A 15,711-nucleotide genomic window follows, 5' to 3' on the forward strand; every position below is an offset into this window, starting at 1 on the left:
TCCCAGGACGGCCCGCGCCCGCAGCCCCGGCGACCGCTCGACCCACCAGGCCACGCCGCAGGCGGCCAGCACCGCCAGGGCGGGGACGATGAACAGCAGCTGCCGCAGGCCGTGGTAGAGGTCCGAGCCCACGACCACCGCGGCCACCGGCACCGCGAACCCCTGCACGCCGACGAGCGCCAGCCGCACCGTGGGCACCCACTGCGTGCCGTCGTGCCGGACGAGGGCCACCAGGACGACCACGGCGCCGGTCAGGGCGAAGACGAGCAGCAGGGTGGGCATCTCCTCCCACAGGTGCTGGGGGACGTAGAGGCGGTCCGACGTCTCGCCCCCCATGAAGTTGGAGGACGTCTCGCTGGTGCGTGGCAGCGCCCGCAGCGGGGACCCGAAGACGTTCGGGTAGATCGCGACCAGGGCGACCGCTGCGGCCGCGCCGGCCGCCGCCATCTCGCCCAGTGCGGTCAGCCGCGGCGCCCGGGCGGTGGGGGACCACAGGACACCGACCACGGCGACGGCGAGCAGGATGGTCAGCCCGGGCCACATCCCGGGGCGGGTGCCCAGGGTCAGGACCAGCCCGCTCGCGAGGAGCCCCGCCCGCGCCAGCCGGAGCGACCCGGCCGCGGGGGCGTCCCGGACGAACAGGAGCAGCGCCAGGGTGCACAGCGTGTGCCCGGTCGCGACCGGGACGTCCTTGACGTTGACCATGAGGTGCCCGGTCCACATCGGGACCGCCATCAGCGCCGCCGCGGCGACGAGACCCCACCGCCAGTGCCGGAGCACCACCCGTCCGATGACGGCCACCGCGCCCACGCCGACGAGACCGATGGCGACCACACCCAGGTGCCGCACCCGGTAGGCGTGCGCCGACGTCGAGACGTCCTGCCAGCCGTCGACGCCCCAGAGGACCGACCAGCCGTGTAGCAGGAGCATCGTGACCGGCCCGTAGACGTAGGTGTTGGTCCCGTCGCTGCCCGGCCCCGGTCCTGCGTAGTCCCAGTCCAGCGCGTACCAGCCGGAGTCGAAGAAGTTGCGCAGCCGCATCACGTGGATCGGCTCGTCGGTGCTGATGCCGGTGCGGGTGGCGCCGAGGACCGCCAGGGTGGTGCCCACGACCACCACCGCGGCGCTCACGGCGACGAGGAGCCGCGGCGGGGGTCCCCAGCCGTCGGCTCGGTCGCGGCTCGCCGGTCCGGTCACGCCCGTTCGCGCTGGCGGGAGTAGACGACGAGCTCCGCCAGCAGGCCGAAGAGCACCAGCTGCAGGCCGCCCAGCGCCATGACCACGGCCGCGATCAGGAGGGGTCGTCCGCCGATCGCCGCGCCGGACACCTTCTCGACGGCGAGGTAGGTCATGGCCAGGCCGCCGGCCGCGGCGCTGGCCAGCCCGAGCCCGCTGAACAGGTGCGAGGGCCGGCTCTCGTAGGACATCAGGAACCGCACGGTCAGCAGGTCCACGAACCCGCGCCAGAACCGGGCCAGCCCGTACTTGGTGCTGCCGTGCAGCCGTTCGTGGTGCTGGACGGTGACCTCGGCGACCCGGAACCCCAGCCAGTGGGCGACCACGGTCAGGTAGCGGTGCAGCTCGCCGTAGAGCATCGGCGAGGCGTTGCGGGCCACGTCGGCCCGCATCACCTTGAAGCCAGAGTTGAAGTCCTTGCCCGGCACCCCCGAGAGCCGCGCGGTCACCGCGTTGTAGAGCTTGGACGTGTTGCGCTTGACGAAGCGGTCGTTGCGCACCGTGCGGGCACCCGTCACCAGGTCGGCGCCGTCCTCGAGCCGGGCCAGCAGGAGCGGGAGCTCGGCCGGGTCGTCCTGGCCGTCAGCGTCCATCATCACGACGACGTCGGCGCCCTCGGCCAGCGCGCGCTCGAAGCCGCGGCGCAGCGCCGTGGCCTTGCCCAGGTTGCGACCCAGCGAGATCAGGTCGACCCCGGGGTGCCGTTCGGCCAGGTCGGCCACGACCTCCCTGGTCTTGTCGGTCGACCCGTCGTCGACCACGAGGACGTGCCCGTTGACAGCGCCGTTGACGTCGAGGAGCTCGAGCTCGGCGAGGATCCGTGGCACGACGACCACGAGGTTCTCGGCCTCGTCGAGGGCGGGTACGACCACCCACAGGTTGGTTGACATCGAAGCCTCCTACTCGGTCCCGGTCGGGACCACGCGGATGGAGCGGACCCGGAGACCGAGCGGCTCTCCGGTCGTGCGGGTGAAGGTGACCCAGGCGTCGTGGACACCCGCTGGCACGGGGACGGTCACGCGGCCGGGCGCGACCGAGAGCCCGGCTGGGTCCTCGTTGACCGTGACCACGAGGTCCGGAGGGGCGTCGGCGTCGACCTCGAGCGAGCAACCGGCCGAGCACCTCGGCGGCAACGAGAACGTCAGGCTCGCCTCGGCGTACGCCGCGTCGATGGCCGTGGTGGAGGCGTAGCCCGTCCAGCCCGCGGGGGCGTAGGCCCACAGCGGGGGGTCCATGTTCTCGCCCGGGAGCCTGGTGAAGTCGACGGTCCCGTCCAGGGGGCGTGGCTCCAGCCGGCAGTGCGCCACGTAGCTCATCGAGATCTCGCGGCCGTGCCGGTGCCGGCTCACCTGGGCCAGCCGCGTGCAGTTGGCCGGCGTGCCGTGGTCGCGGTCGATGACCACGTAGAACTCGTCGCGCGGCAACGTGTCCGTCAGCGGAAGGCCGTCGGCGGCCCACCGCGACGAGAGCGGGCCCAGGGGGTCGATCCGGCAGTCGACGCTGCTGTCGGAGGAGTATCGGCCCGCCAGCATGTCGGTGTCGTCGACGCCGGCGGCCGACGGACTCCCGTCCGTCGCGCCCAGCCGGCTCGACCGGGTGGGGCCGCACACGACCTGCCCGTCCGTGGGGATGCGGTCGAGCAGCTCGGGCACGCTCGTGCGCCAGTAGTCCGACTGCACGTCCGCGCCGGTCAGGTCGAGCGCGAGGTTGTAGTAGGTGTACTGGTAGGGGAACAGCGCCACCTGGTCCGCGACCGGCGCCGCGAGAGCCACGACCGCGGCGGCTCCGACCAGCATCGGCCGGATCCCGCCGCGGCGCCGGGCCCAGGACAGCGCGTGCGCGAGCCCGACCGTGACCAGCACCGCCCAGGCAGGTACCACGAAGAGCACCTGGCGCAGCCCGTTGTAGAGCTCGGAGCCCCTGGCCACGCCCACCAGCGGGAGCGCCGAGAGCTGCGCGGCGACGAGGGCCAGCCGCACCGCCTGCGCCGGCTCGAGGCGCCAGCGGCGGCGAACGACGCGGATCGCGGCCACCACGCCCAGCACGGCCAGGGCCTGCAGCAGCAGCGGGAACTGCGAGACGAGGTAGAACGGGATGTAGAAGGGGTCGCTGCTGTCGCTCTCCCGGAAGCGCGACGACTGGTCGGCCGACCGCACCAGCAGCCACGGCCTGGTGAACAGGTCGGGGTAGGCGACCGCGAGCACCAGCCCGGCGAGCACGGCACCGCTCATCGCGTCCACGACGGTGTCCCGCCCCAGGGAGCCCCGACCCGGACCGGCGTCGGGCCCGGGGTGGGACCGGGAGGCGACGGCCCCGAGCCCGAGGACGACGGCCCCGACCAGGACCGCGCTCGCCATCGCCGGCCGGGTCCCGACCATGAGGACGATCCCCGCGGCGAGGCCGGCGACCCGTAGTGCCCGCCACCCGAGGGTCTGCGCCGGCGAGACCACGGCCACGAGGCCGAGGGTCATCAGGGTGTAGCCCGTCGCCACCGGGACGTCCTTGATGTTGAACATGAGGTGGCCGGTCCACATGGGCAGGGCGAGCAGCGCGGCGGCGGTGACGACGCCCCAGCGCCACGAGCCGAGCAGGATCCGGGTCGTCGCCGCGGCGGCCGCGGTGCCCAGCAGGCCGATCACGACGACGCCGACGTGGCGTACGGCGTAGGCCTCCGGCGTCGTCGCGACCGTGCCCCACGTCTCCTGCCCGGCCGCCACCGTGAGGGCGTGCAGCAGCAGCATCGTCACCGGGGCGTAGACGAGCGTGTTCGTGTCGCCGGACGCCGAGGCGCCGTCCGCGACCGACCAGTCCAGTGCGAACCACCCGTGCTCGAGGTGGTTGCGCAGCCGCATCACGTGGAACGGCTCGTCCCAGGACACCCCGGTCCGCAGGGCGCCGGCGACGGCCATCGCCGCGCCGAGGCAGACGACCGCCCACGTCGTCACCTGGAGGGCGCGTGGGACGGCGGGAGGTGCCTCGACGGGCGCCGTCTCGGTGGGTTCGGGCTCCGGCCTCCGCCGGTCCGGCACGGTGTCCTGTGCGGGCGTCGGCAACGCGGTCCGGACGTCCACACCGGGAGGATGGTGAACCGCGCGAAACGGGGGGCGAACCCGCAGTGTCCGGGCAACGGTGCGGCGCGTGAACATTCGAGGGCGCGCCGGGGGCTCTCAGGTGGGTCCAGGCGTCCTTGCGGATTCGCGCCCACATCTCCACCCGGGCTGGGAGAATCGAGGTGTGAGACGCACGGGGATCTCGCTGACGGCTGCGCTCGTGGCGACGCTGGTGCTGAGCGGCTGTGGTGACGACGACACCAAGTTCCTGCCGCCCGAGGAGGCGGCGGTCGAGGCCTACACGCCGACGTTCGACGGCAGCCTCGAGGCCGCGGCAGCCGTGCTGCCGCTGGTGCCCGAGGACGTCGTGACGGTCACGGTGACCGACTTCGAGCAGGTCCGGCTCCAGATGGGGCTGCCCGACCTGAGCACGGAGGACGCCGCCGCCGACCGGGACGCGTTCTGGGTCCGGGCCGACGCCGAGCGGCCCCTGCTGTCACCGGGCCTCCTGCGCCCCATCGAGCCGAGGCTCACCCGCGACCACGGGCTGAGCCAGCTGGACGTGGCGTGGGAGGCGCACTTCTACGACGCCTCCGGCACCGAGACCGGCTTCGTCCTCGCCCTGCGCGACGGGACCGACATGACCGCCGTCGCCGACGCGGTGTCCGCCGGGTTCGCGGTGCTCGAGGGCGCGACCGTGGACGCCGACCGCGGCCTGGTGACGGTGGGTGCGGCGCCGGACGGCGAGCAGAGCTGGGCGGTCGACGCGGACGCTCGCGCGCTGGTGGGACCACCCGCCAACGCGACGTACCTCTCCCGGGACTGCACCGACCAGCCGGTCAGCGGTGACCTCGACGAGCTCGCGCTCTACTCCGTCCAGTTCGAGGGGGCGCTCGCCACCGCCCGGCTGGGCGAGGACCGCGAGGACCTCTTCACCCGGATGCGGGTGGGCGAGGAGGTGCCGGAGTTCGACGCGGCCTTCGACGGCGGCGTCGCGGACCCGCTGACCGGGCGGATCGGCTACGTGATGACCGACCCTGCGGCCGCGGCGGCGCTGGCCATCGCGGGCCAACTGCCCTTCGCCGCCTGTCCCTAGTGTCCTGATTCAGAAGTCCGCGTGCACTACGTGCACACATGACACGCACCTGGCTGCGTTGCCGTCGCTCGATGATGGGCTGACAGCGTCTTCGCTCCGGCGCCTTGCCATGCGCGCACCCTGAGCACACCTGCTGCCTACGGACTTCCGAATCAGGACACTAGCGGGACGACCCGCCGTGCAGGCTCCGCGCGGTGGGTGACTTCTCGACCGTCGCCGGGTCCGGGTAGGTCCCGAAGAGCCGGTCCGCGGTGCCGGCACTGGTGACCGTGAACCAGTAGTGCTCGTTCTTGTAGTGGTGCAGCCGGTGGTTGCGCCACACCGAGCGGTACCACGCCGACCGGGGCCGGTAGTCGCTGTGCACGAGGTAGTGGGTCCACTCGTAGCCCGCCTTGATCGCGTAGACCGAGACCAGCAAGGTCAGGGCGCTGGCCGTGGTGGGCATCGCGAGGAACGCGACGGCGACGTACGCCGGGAGCAGCCACACCAGGGCGCGCCACGGGATGAAGACCAAGGGGAGGTCACGCGGGTCCGCGTGGTGCGCGCGGTGGTCGCGGGCCAGCAGCGAGTCGATGGTCACCGGCCCCAGGGAGCGGGGCCGCCAGTGCAGGATCACGACGTGGATGACCCACTCGATCACCGGGAAGAGGGCGATCAGGCCGACGGGGACCAGCAGCTCCCACCACGCGCCGCCGCCGGCGACGGCTCGGGCCAGCACGGCCGCGACGAGAAACGTGCCGATCATCCACGGGCTCGGGTGCCTGACGAACTCGGACCACGCCTGGCCGAGGGTCAGGCTGCGGCGGCGCGCGGCCGGCGACTCGTCGGCGGCCAGGCGCTCGGCGGCCAGCTGCTCGATCTCGGGACTGGACTTGGTCATCTCTCCTCCAGGGCGGCGAGGGCGTCGATGAGGTGCTCGGTGGCCGGCCGGAGGACCCGGTCGGCGGCCGCCCGAGCCACGTCGGGGTCGCCGGCCGCGATGGCGGCGGTCAGCAGGCGGTAGGCCTCGATCTGGCCGACCTCCTCGGCCAGGACGGGGGCGAGCGCCTCGAGGGCGGGCTCGTAGGCGGCCCGCAGGCTGTTGAACATCAGCCGGAAGACGATCGAGTCGGCGGCGTCGACGACCTGGTCCCAGTACTCGAGCGCGTGGACCTGGCGTTCGATGTCCCCGGACGGCCCGTCCGCGGTGGCGGCCAGCCGGTCGGTGGTCTCGGTGAGGAGCGCCGCCAGTGCCGGCCCGCCCCGGGTGGCGGCCAGGGCGGCGACGCTCGGACCGACGGCCAGCCGGGCCTCGAGGATGCTCCGGGCCACGGCCGGGTCGAGCTCGCCGTGCCGGACCAGCAGCCGGGCGAGCAGGTCGAGCCCGGCGTGCCGCCGGTAGTCGCGCACCGTCGTCGCACCGCCGTGGCGGACCTGGAGCAGCCCGGTCTGGGCCATCCGCTGGAGGGCCTCGCGCACCGCGGGCCGGGACACCCCGAGCACCTCGGCCAGCCGCCGTTCGCTCGGCAGCGGGTCCCCGACCGGGATCTCCCCGTCGACGACCTCGGCGAGGACCTGGTCGAACACCTCGTCCGGCACCGACCGGCGGACCACGGGCTGCAACGGCATGCCCGGCACCGTAGCCCGGCCGTTGGTCTGAGGTCAAGTGGTCTGACCAGTGCTGTGTCCAGAGGTGGCGGCCGTACGCTGGAGGTCGTGCCGCCCGCTCTCGCCCCCCGTCTGTGGTGGGGGCACGTGCTGGCGCTGGTGCTGGTGGCCGCGGCGGCGACGTTGGGCTTCTGGCAGGTGGAGGCGTGGCAGGAACGCCGCGACGCCGAGGCGCGGGACCTCACCCAGGCCGAGCCACTCCCCCTCACCGACGTGCTCGGGCCGGACGACCCGTTCCCCGCGAGCCGGGTCGGGCAGCCCGTGACGGTGGCCGGCGCGTGGCTGGCCGACGGGACCGTGTTCGTGTCCGACCGGGAGCGTGACGGTGCCGACGGCTACTGGATGGTCACCCCGCTCGGACTGGTCGACGGCGCGGCCATCCCGGTCGTGCTCGGCTGGGTGGCCGAGCCGGGCAGCGCCCCGGCGGCCCCGGTCGGCGACGCCGAGCTGACCGCATGGCTGCAGCCCACGGACGGCAACGGGGCCGTCGACGACGACCCCACCGACGACGTGCTGCCCCAGCTGCGCACCGCCGACCTGGTGCAGCTCGTCGACCGGGACCTCTACGGCGCGTACGCCGTCGCTCGTGACGGCGTGGCGGGCCTGCCCGCCGCGGACCTGGCCCAGCTCCCGGAGGCGAGCCGGTTCACCGCGCTGCGCAACCTCCTCTACGGCGTCGAGTGGTGGGTCTTCGGCGGCTTCGCGCTCTTCATCTGGTGGCGCTGGGTGCGCGACGCCACCGCCGACCGGGAGGCCGAGCACGAGCCGGTAGCGTCCACGCCGTGAGAGGTGCACTGCTCCGCTACCGGGTGATGGCCAACATCGTCGGGGTCCTGCTGGTCGTCCTGATCCTGGTGGGCGTCCCGCTCGCCAACTTCGACGGCAGCGGCATGTGGAACGTCTTCCCGTCCACCCCCGGGCTCGTCACCCCCGGATCGGACGCCCAGGAGCTGGGTGAGTCCATCACCCTCTACCTCGGCACCGCGCACGGCTGGCTCTACATGATCTTCCTGGTCACGGCCTTCTGGCTCTCCCGGCAGGCCGACTGGGACCTCGGTTTCACCGCGGTGACCCTGATCTGCGGCACCATCCCGCTGCTCAGCTTCTGGGCCGAGCACCGGGCGACGGCGCGGGTCCGGGCCGAGCACGCCGACGAGCTCGAGCCCACGACGGCGTGAAGACGGCCTTCGTCCTCGGCGGTGGCGGCGTCCTGGGGGCCGTCGAGGTCGGCATGCTGCGCGCGCTCCTCGAGCGGGACGTCATCCCGGACCTGGTCCTGGGCACCAGCGTCGGGGCGCTGAACGGCGCGCTGGTCGCGCGGCAGCCCGACCTCGGCGTGGTCGACCGGCTGACCGAGCTCTGGTCCATGGCGGGCGGGAGCGGCAAGGAGGTCTACGGCGACAAGCCCCTGCGCACCGTGCGCCGGGCCGTCTCCTCCGGCACCCACATCTACTCGGCGAAGCCACTGCGCCAGCGGCTCGAGGACGAGCTGGGAGACGTCACCTTCGAGGAGCTCGCGGTCCCGTTCGAGGTGTGCGCGGCGAGCATCGAGCGGGCCGCCGAGCACTGGTTCACCACCGGCCGGGTGGTCGACGCCGTGGTCGCCAGCGCGGCCGTCCCCGGGCTCCTCCCGCCCGCCAAGGTCGGCGACGAGCACTTCCTCGACGGCGGCATCGTCAACTCGATCCCTCTCGGCCGGGCGGTCTCCCGGGGCGCCGACCGGGTCTTCGTGCTCCAGGTCGGCCGGATCGACCGCCCGCTCACGGTGCCCAAGCGGCCGTGGGACGTCGCCCGGGTCTCCTTCGAGATCGCCCGCCGGCACCGCTTCCAGCGCGAGCTCGACGAGCTGCCGGACTCGGTCGAGTGCCACGTGCTGCCCGCCCGCGGGACCTCGAGCCGCGACGACACCTGGCTCGGCACCCGGGACTTCGGCGGCGTCCAGGAGCGGATCGACGCGACGTACGACGCCTCGCGGGCCTACCTCGACGAGCACCTGTGACCGGGCGCGCCAGCCTGCTGCGCCGGCTGGTGCTGGCGCCGGCGCTGGTCGGGCTGGTGGCGATGCTGTTCGTGTTCCTGCCGCTGTGGCTCCTGGCCGCGGCGGCACTGTCGCCGCTGCTCCCCGGCCGCTGGCGGGCGCTGCGACTGCTCTGGATCGTGGTGATGTACGCCGCCATCGAGGCGCTGCTGCTGGTCGTCCTGTGCGGGTTCTGGTTCGCGACCGGCTTCGGACGCACGGTCCGCTCGGCGTACTGGCAGGGCATCCACTACGACCTGGTCGAGGGCGTGATGTGGGTGTTCTTCCGCGAGGCGAAGCGGGTGCTCAACCTCGAGATCGTCACCGACGGCCCGAGCCCGGAGGCGCACCCGGGGGTGCCGATCCTGGTCTGCTGCCGGCACGCCGGGCCCGGCGACTCGTTCGTCCTGATCCATGCGCTGATGCACTGGTACGGCCGCGAGCCGCGCGTCGTCCTCAAGAACACCCTGGCCTGGGACCCGGCCATCGACGTGCTGCTGCACCGGATCCCGGCGCGGTTCATCACTCCGGCCGGCGGGGCGGGGCTCGAGGAGCAGATCGCCGACCTGGCGACCGGCCTCGACGAGAACGACGCGTTCGTGATCTTCCCCGAGGGCGGCAACTTCACCGAGACCCGGCGCACCCGGGGCATCGAGCGGCTCCGCAAGCTCGGCCTGGACCGGATGGCCGAGCGGGCCGAGGCGATGACCAACGTCCTCGCGCCCAGGCCCGGAGGGTTCATCGCCGCCCTGGACGCCGCCCCCGAGGCCGACGTCGTGCTGGTCGCGCACACCGGCCTCGACCACGTGCTCACCGTCGGTGACATCTGGCGGGAGCTCCCGATGGACAAGCGGATCACCATGCGCTGGTGGAAGGTCGCCCGCGCCGAGATCCCCGAGGACCGCGACGAGCGGATCGAGTGGCTGTTCGGCTGGTGGGAACGGATCGACGTGTGGATCGACGACCAGGCGAAGCGAGCGCCGGCGAGCGAGTGAGCTCGTCCGCCGAGGAGGTCGCGCCAGCGACCGTCTCGAGACGTCGCGAGCCGTGGCTGGGACCTGAGGGACTCGATCGACCCGGGGTGGGTCGGGTGCCGTCGCTGGGGAGGTCTCGAGACGGGCCTAGCGGCCCTCCTCGACCAACGAGTGGCGCTAGGACTTCTTGGCGGTCTTGGTAGGGGTGTCCGCGTCGGCGATGTCGACCACGTCGGCCGGCTCGTCCGGGGTGGTCACCGGGTGCGGGTCCTCGGCAGCGTCGGCGATCGCCTCGTCGGGAGCCGAGCCACCGGCGTCCTGGACCGGTGCCTGCGTGGGTGCCGGCGCGGGCTTGGGGACGTAGGAGGACTGCCAGTTGTCGGTCTGCTTGTCGCCCTGGAGCTTCTTGGCGACGAAGCCGACGGCAGCCGCGATCGCCGCGAAGAGCGCGACCTTCCTGAGCTTGCCGCCCTTCTTCTTCGGCTCCTCGCCGCGCAGGGTGGCGACCCGGGCGTCCGCGGCCTCCTTGGCCTGGGCGGCGGCCTCCTGGGCCCGGGTGGCGACGTCGGCCATCACGGGCGCGGCCTTGGCGCGGGCGTCGGCGATCACCGGTGCGGCCTTGGCGCGGGCGTCGGCCAGCGCGGGGCCGGCCTTGTCGCGAGCGTCGCTGAGCGCCGGGCGGGCCGTGTTCTCCACGAAGTCCTCGACCGCCTCACGGGTCGTCACGACCGCGGACTCGACGTGCGGACGGACCGCCTCGACGTACTCCTGCGCCTGGTCGAGCAGGGTCTTCTTCTTGCGGAGAGCCATGGCTGCGGATCCTTCCAAAGGGTGTACGACCATCTCATCACGTCGCGCAAGCCACCCACCAGGGCGGTTCTTGATGCCCGTGCGAGGATCGACCGGGCGGCGACGAGCGTTCGTCCCGGGAGCGGTACCCATCGCTCCGTCCCAGGAACCACGAACTCCTCCGATCGCAAAGGGCACTCGCATGGCGCAGCAGGCCATCTTCAAGACCAACAAGGGCGACATCACCGTCAACCTGTTCCCCGACCACGCCCCCGAGACGGTGGCCAACTTCACCGGTCTCGCGACCGGCCAGAAGTCCTACGACGCCGGCAACGGCCGCAGCGGCCCCTTCTACGACGGTCTCGGCTTCCACCGGGTCATCGCGGGCTTCATGATCCAGGGCGGCTGCCCGCTCGGGACCGGCACCGGCGGCCCCGGCTACACGTTCAAGGACGAGCCGCACCCCGAGCTGGTCTTCGACAAGCCCTACCTCCTGGCCATGGCGAACGCCGGGCCGGGCACCAACGGCTCGCAGTTCTTCATCACCGTCGGCCAGACGCCGTGGCTCAACTTCAAGCACACGATCTTCGGCGAGGTCGCCGACCAGCCGTCCCGCGACGTCGTCGACGCGATCGCGGCGCTGCCGACCGGCCCCGGGGACCGACCCACCGAGCCCGTGACCTTCTCCTCGGTCGAGATCGTCGAGGGCTGACGGCCCCAGGCCCGACGCCCTCCACCCCGACCTGAGCCCGCCGTGTCCCAGCCGACGCCGCCGACCTCGGAGACCGGGGTGCCCACCTGCTACCGGCACCCCGACCGGGAGACCTACATCCGCTGCCAGCGGTGCGAGCGGCCGATCTGCCCCGACTGCATGCGGGACGCCGCGGTCGGGTTCCAGTGCGTCGAGTGCGTCAAGGAGGGCGCCAAGCAGACCCGTGCCGGCCGCACGGCGTACGGCGGCCTGCGGCCCACCGACGCCTCGGCGACCTCGATCGCGCTGATCGGCACCAACCTGGTGGTCTGGGTGGCCCTCCTGGCATCGGGCGGCTTCGGCAGCCGGCTCTTCGAGCTGCTCGCGCTGATGCCCGACAGCCGGTGCGACGTCCAGGGCGGCTACGTCGTGGTGCCCGAGACCGCCTGCGTCGCGGGCGGGGGCACCTACGTCCAGGGCGTCGCGGACGGCGCCTACTGGCAGGTGGTGACGTCGATGTTCACCCACGTCTCACCGCTGCACATCGCGTTCAACATGTTCGCCCTGTGGGTCCTCGGACCCCAGCTCGAGCTGGCGGTCGGCCGGGTCCGGTTCCTGGCGCTCTACTTCCTGTCGGGACTCGCGGGCTCCGCCCTGGTGCTGTGGGCGGGACCCCAGTTCGGCGGCACCCACGGCGCCTCGGGCGCGGTCTTCGGGCTGATGGCCGCGCTGCTGGTCGTCGCCTACAAGGTCGGCGGCGACGTCCGCGGGATCCTCACCTGGATCGGGATCAACTTCTTCATCACGTTCGCCTTCGTCGGCCGGATCTCCTGGCAGGGCCACCTGGGTGGCTTCCTCGGCGGGCTCGCGGTCGCGGCCGTCCTGATCTACGCGCCGCGGACCCAGCGCACGACGTTCCAGGTGTCGGGCCTGGCGGCGATCGGCGTGGTGGTCCTGGTGGCGATCGTGGCCCGGATCGCGATGCTGGCGGGCTAGCTCGACCGGGTGGTCCGACCGGCTAGTTACACCGGTGTAGTTCTCCACAGGGTTGTCCACACCTGGGGAGGAAGACGTCGGTGGAGCCGTGATCGCAGGCTCGGCCGAGTACCCGCGTGCGCCGACACGGCGCTACGGCACGTCCCCCGCGTCGTCCTCCCGTGCAGTTCCGCCGAGTCGGCGAATCCGCGTGGGGAGCTCCTACGTCACTCCCAACGCGTGGCGAAGGTGAAGCCGACGGCCATGAAGCCGATGCCGACGATCAGGTTGTAGTTCTCGAGGTCGTCGAACAGGGGCAGCCGGCTGACGTCGTCGCTGATGACGTAGTAGGTGCAGATCCAGGCCAGGCCGATGAGGAAGCAGCCGAGCATCCCGACCACGACGCCGCGGCCCCGGCCGAGGGGGGTCGAGGGGTGCGCGGAGATCGCCAGGCCGAGGAAGAACGCGCCGAACCCGATCACGTAGTTCCAGCCGCCCAGGTCGGCCAGGAAGCCGGGGCCACCCGGCTTCTCCGGCGGCAGCACGGTCGGGTCGACGCGCACCACGACGTAGTAGTAGGCGATCCAGGCGATCCCGAGCACGACGAGCAGCAGGGCGATCACGGTCCGGGCCGTCAACACCGGCTCCCGGGGTGGCTCGCCCAGACGGTCCATCTCCGACTTGCGGCCCAGACCCAGGCGGGGCTTCATCCTCGACACGCGGGCTACCTTAGTCGCCGTGGGCAGGAGCAGGGTGTGGCGCATCGGTACGCCGGTCGTCGTGCTGCTGAGCGGGACCCTGTTCGTCGTGAGCGCCCAGTCCAGCGAGGGCACCGACCTGAGGCCGGGTCGCTACGACGACCTCGCCGGGCTGGTGGCCGCCGAGGCGGAGCGCTACGAGGAGCTGGCCGACCAGGTGGTGGCCCTCAACGACGAGGTCGCCGACCTCGGCTCCCAGGTCGAGGACGACACGGTGCGCCGCGCCCAGGCGGAGGTGGAGCGGCTGCGGGACCCGGCCGGCCTGGTCGAGCGCACGGGGCCGGGGGTGCAGGTCACGCTCTCCGACGCGCCCGACGCCGTCATCGACGCCGTGCCGGACGACATCGAGAAGAAGCTCCTGGTGGTGCACCAGCAGGACATCCAGGCCGTCGTCAACGCCCTGTGGAAGGGCGGCGCCGAGGCGGTCACGATCGCGGGGCAGCGGATCATCAGCACCACCGGCATCAAGTGCGAGGGCAACCAGGTGCTGCTCCAGGGCCTGCCCTATCCCCAGCCCTACGTCATCGAGGGCGTCGGCGACCCGGGCTCGCTGACCAGCGCCATCGCCGAGGACCCCTACCTGCAGGTCTACCGCGAGCAGGCCGACGACCCCGACATCGCCGTCGGCTGGGACCTCGACCTCGAGGACGAGGTCACCGCACCGGCGTACGACGGCCTGCTCGGCCTGTCCTTCGCGCGACCGTTGCGCTGACCCGGGCGGGCGGGACCGGCAGCTGGTCGGTGGGCTGGTCGGTCGGCGTGCCGGACGGCGTGTCCGTCGGGGTCGGCGGCGGCTCCACGTAGACGGAGACGAAGATGATCACGGTCGAGCCCTCGGCCAGGGTCCCGTCGACCGGGAACTGGTCGGTGACGGTGCCGGCCGGCTCCGTCGAGGTGTTGTCGTCGCGGACCTGGGGGTCGAACTTGGCGTCCCTGATCAGCTCCTCGGCCTCGGCGCGCTGCAGGCCGATGACGTTGGGCACCTGCTCCTGGCCGTCGGAGACGAAGACAGTGACCGTGTTGCCCTGCTGGACCGTCTCGCCACCGGCGGGCTTGGTCCGGACCACCTCGCCCTTGGGCTGGTCGGACTCCTCGGTCTCGAACACGACCTCGAGCTTGGCGTTGCGCAGCTGGTTGCGGGCCTCGGTCTTGGTCTGGCCCACGACGAAGGGCACCTGGACCATCGGCTTGCCGGTCGAGACGACGAGATCGACGTCGGAGCCGGGGTCGACGTACTGGTCGCGGTTGGGGGACTGCTCGATGACCTCGTCCTTGCCCACGGTCTCGCTGGCCTCGTAGTCGACGTCGCCGACCTGGAGCCCGGCCTCGCCGATCGCGATCCGGGCCTGGTCCTCGGTGAGGCCGATCAGGTTGGGCACCTGCTCCTGCTCGGGGGCGTCCTCGCCGGCGACCTGGAGGACGATGTAGACGACGCCGGCGATGAGGGCGGCCACGAGCAGCCCGAGCACCACGAGCAGCCCGGTGCGCGGCACCCGCGGGTCGTCGTCGGGTGGCGGGACCGGCTGGCGCGGCCGCACCGAGGTGCTCTCGGTCGGTGCCGGAACGACCGCGGTGGCCCGGGTCTGGTAGTCGGGGTCGGGCTCCGGCACGGGCACGGGCGCCTGCACCGGACGGCCCGCCAGGTAGCGCTCGATGTCGCTGCGCATCGCTGCGGCGGACTGGTAGCGGTCCTCGAGACGTTTGGCCAGCGCCTTCATCACGATCGCGTCGACCGCCGGGGGCAGGTCGGCGTCGTGCGTGGACGGCGGGGCGGCCTGCTCGCGGACGTGCTGGTAGGCGACGGCGACGGGGCTGTCCCCGACGAACGGCGGCCGGCCGGTCAGGAGCTCGTAGAGCAGGCAGCCCGCCGAGTAGACGTCCGACCGGGAGTCCACCGTCTCGCCCCGGGCCTGCTCGGGGGAGAGGTACTGGGCGGTGCCGACGACCGCGGCCGTCTGGGTCATCGTGTTGGCGTCGCTCATCGCCCGGGCGATCCCGAAGTCCATGACCTTGACGTCGCCGCTGGGGGTGAGCATCACGTTGCCGGGCTTGATGTCGCGGTGGATGATCCCCGCCCGGTGGCTGTAGTCCAGTGCGGACAGCACGCCCGAGGTGATCTCGAGGGCCCGCTCGGGGAGGATCTTGCGGCCCTCGCGCAGGATGTCGCGCAGCGTGCGGCCGGCCACGAACTCCATGACGATGTAGGGCTGGGCGACCCCGGACCCGTCGGTGGCGAGCTCCTCGCCGGTGTCGTAGACCGAGACGATCGCGGGGTGGTTGAGCGAGGCCGCGGACTGCGCCTCGCGGCGGAACCGGGCCTGGAACGTCGAGTCGCTGGCCAGGTCGGTGCGCAGCCGCTTGATGGCCACCACCCGGCCGAGCCGGGAGTCGTTGCCCTTGCGCACCTCGGCCATGCCGCCGCGGCCGAGCAGCTCGCCCAGCTGGTAGCGGCCGCCGACCATCGGCGGGGCGGAGGGA

Annotated in this window: 16 protein-coding genes; 8 read left to right on the forward strand and 8 right to left on the reverse strand. The window is 72.7% G+C overall.

What is annotated here, in order from left to right; translation table 11 throughout:
* The 3 genes from JHD21_RS13420 to JHD21_RS13430 form a co-directional block, all read right to left on the reverse strand.
* The coding region (locus JHD21_RS13420; RefSeq protein WP_292676099.1) for a hypothetical protein at window positions 1-1,197 on the reverse strand (1,197 nt) is incomplete at its 3' end.
* Window positions 1,194-2,126, reverse strand: coding sequence for a glycosyltransferase family 2 protein (locus JHD21_RS13425; protein WP_292676101.1), 933 nt, complete (start codon window positions 2,124-2,126; stop codon window positions 1,194-1,196). The genes JHD21_RS13420 and JHD21_RS13425, both read right to left, overlap by 4 nt.
* A 9-nt stretch (window positions 2,127-2,135) precedes the next feature.
* Entirely contained in the window at window positions 2,136-4,307 is a 2,172-nt protein-coding gene (locus tag JHD21_RS13430; RefSeq protein ID WP_292676103.1) for a hypothetical protein, read from the reverse strand.
* Between the two features lie 163 nt (window positions 4,308-4,470).
* On the opposite strand from JHD21_RS13430, the gene JHD21_RS13435 reads away from it, so the two are divergent.
* A complete protein-coding gene (locus JHD21_RS13435; RefSeq protein WP_292676105.1) occupies window positions 4,471-5,382 on the forward strand; it encodes a hypothetical protein in 912 nt (303 codons plus the stop codon).
* 160 nt (window positions 5,383-5,542) lie between these two features.
* Here the strand turns inward: JHD21_RS13435 and JHD21_RS13440 are convergent, their stop codons facing one another.
* Both JHD21_RS13440 and JHD21_RS13445 read right to left on the reverse strand, forming a co-directional pair.
* Complete coding sequence (locus JHD21_RS13440) at window positions 5,543-6,262, reverse strand: sterol desaturase family protein (protein ID WP_292676108.1); 720 nt, start codon at window positions 6,260-6,262, stop codon at window positions 5,543-5,545.
* Complete coding sequence (locus JHD21_RS13445) at window positions 6,259-6,990, reverse strand: GntR family transcriptional regulator (protein ID WP_292676111.1); 732 nt, start codon at window positions 6,988-6,990, stop codon at window positions 6,259-6,261. Before JHD21_RS13445 ends, JHD21_RS13440 begins: the two co-directional genes overlap by 4 nt.
* Before the next feature lie 87 nt (window positions 6,991-7,077).
* On the opposite strand from JHD21_RS13445, the gene JHD21_RS13450 reads away from it, so the two are divergent.
* From JHD21_RS13450 to JHD21_RS13465, 4 genes are read left to right on the forward strand one after another with little or no spacing between them, the layout of a single operon-like run.
* Complete coding sequence (locus JHD21_RS13450) at window positions 7,078-7,815, forward strand: SURF1 family protein (protein ID WP_292676114.1); 738 nt, start codon at window positions 7,078-7,080, stop codon at window positions 7,813-7,815.
* Window positions 7,812-8,207: a DUF3817 domain-containing protein gene (locus tag JHD21_RS13455; RefSeq protein WP_292676117.1), complete on the forward strand. Its 396-nt coding sequence runs from the start codon at window positions 7,812-7,814 to the stop codon at window positions 8,205-8,207. Before JHD21_RS13450 ends, JHD21_RS13455 begins: the two co-directional genes overlap by 4 nt.
* Window positions 8,204-9,028, forward strand: a complete 825-nt coding sequence (locus JHD21_RS13460) for a patatin-like phospholipase family protein (RefSeq protein WP_292676120.1) — start codon at window positions 8,204-8,206, stop codon at window positions 9,026-9,028. Before JHD21_RS13455 ends, JHD21_RS13460 begins: the two co-directional genes overlap by 4 nt.
* Window positions 9,025-10,041: a 1-acyl-sn-glycerol-3-phosphate acyltransferase gene (locus tag JHD21_RS13465; protein WP_292676123.1), complete on the forward strand. Its 1,017-nt coding sequence runs from the start codon at window positions 9,025-9,027 to the stop codon at window positions 10,039-10,041. The genes JHD21_RS13460 and JHD21_RS13465 overlap by 4 nt, the downstream gene beginning before the upstream one ends.
* Before the next feature lie 156 nt (window positions 10,042-10,197).
* Here JHD21_RS13465 and JHD21_RS13470 read toward each other — a convergent pair whose 3' ends face one another.
* Window positions 10,198-10,830, reverse strand: a complete 633-nt coding sequence (locus tag JHD21_RS13470; protein WP_292676126.1) for a hypothetical protein — start codon at window positions 10,828-10,830, stop codon at window positions 10,198-10,200.
* A gap of 181 nt (window positions 10,831-11,011) precedes the next feature.
* Between JHD21_RS13470 and JHD21_RS13475 the strand changes: the two genes are divergently transcribed.
* Both JHD21_RS13475 and JHD21_RS13480 read left to right on the forward strand, forming a co-directional pair.
* Complete coding sequence (locus tag JHD21_RS13475; RefSeq protein ID WP_292676129.1) at window positions 11,012-11,521, forward strand: peptidylprolyl isomerase; 510 nt, start codon at window positions 11,012-11,014, stop codon at window positions 11,519-11,521.
* 42 nt (window positions 11,522-11,563) lie between these two features.
* Window positions 11,564-12,496 carry a rhomboid family intramembrane serine protease gene (locus JHD21_RS13480; RefSeq protein WP_292676133.1) on the forward strand — a complete coding sequence of 311 codons (933 nt, stop codon included), beginning with the start codon at window positions 11,564-11,566 and terminating at the stop codon, window positions 12,494-12,496.
* A 206-nt stretch (window positions 12,497-12,702) separates the two neighbouring features.
* On the opposite strand, the gene JHD21_RS13485 is transcribed toward JHD21_RS13480, so the two are convergent.
* Window positions 12,703-13,185, reverse strand: a complete 483-nt coding sequence (locus tag JHD21_RS13485) for a cell division protein CrgA (RefSeq protein WP_292676140.1) — start codon at window positions 13,183-13,185, stop codon at window positions 12,703-12,705.
* Window positions 13,186-13,213: 28 nt separating this feature from the next.
* Here JHD21_RS13485 and JHD21_RS13490 point away from each other — a divergent pair, with 28 nt between their 5' ends.
* The gene (locus JHD21_RS13490) at window positions 13,214-13,945 is read left to right on the forward strand and encodes a DUF881 domain-containing protein (RefSeq protein WP_292676136.1); all 732 of its coding nucleotides are present in this window, start codon (window positions 13,214-13,216) and stop codon (window positions 13,943-13,945) included.
* Here the strand turns inward: JHD21_RS13490 and pknB are convergent.
* Window positions 13,887-15,695, reverse strand: a complete 1,809-nt coding sequence (gene pknB, locus JHD21_RS13495) for a Stk1 family PASTA domain-containing Ser/Thr kinase (protein WP_292676143.1) — start codon at window positions 15,693-15,695, stop codon at window positions 13,887-13,889. The genes JHD21_RS13490 and pknB overlap by 59 nt on opposite strands.
* Between the last annotated feature and the right edge of the window lie 16 nt (window positions 15,696-15,711).

The organism is Nocardioides sp. (genome assembly GCF_016462705.1).
In the GTDB taxonomy this organism is placed as follows: Bacteria; Actinomycetota; Actinomycetes; order Propionibacteriales; family Nocardioidaceae; genus Nocardioides.

What these genes read in the sequence shown, in the direction of transcription:
- JHD21_RS13425 (WP_292676101.1), bottom strand. Translation starts at nt 2,126, where the DNA reads ATGTCAACCAACCTGTGGGTGGTCGTACCCGCCCTCGACGAGGCCGAG.
- JHD21_RS13440 (WP_292676108.1), bottom strand. Translation starts at nt 6,262, where the DNA reads ATGACCAAGTCCAGTCCCGAGATCGAGCAGCTGGCCGCCGAGCGCCTG.
- JHD21_RS13445 (WP_292676111.1), bottom strand. Translation starts at nt 6,990, where the DNA reads ATGCCGTTGCAGCCCGTGGTCCGCCGGTCGGTGCCGGACGAGGTGTTC.
- JHD21_RS13470 (WP_292676126.1), bottom strand. Translation starts at nt 10,830, where the DNA reads ATGGCTCTCCGCAAGAAGAAGACCCTGCTCGACCAGGCGCAGGAGTAC.
- JHD21_RS13475 (WP_292676129.1), top strand. Translation starts at nt 11,012, where the DNA reads ATGGCGCAGCAGGCCATCTTCAAGACCAACAAGGGCGACATCACCGTC.
- JHD21_RS13485 (WP_292676140.1), bottom strand. Translation starts at nt 13,185, where the DNA reads ATGAAGCCCCGCCTGGGTCTGGGCCGCAAGTCGGAGATGGACCGTCTG.
- pknB (WP_292676143.1), bottom strand. Translation starts at nt 15,695, where the DNA reads ATGGTCGGCGGCCGCTACCAGCTGGGCGAGCTGCTCGGCCGCGGCGGC.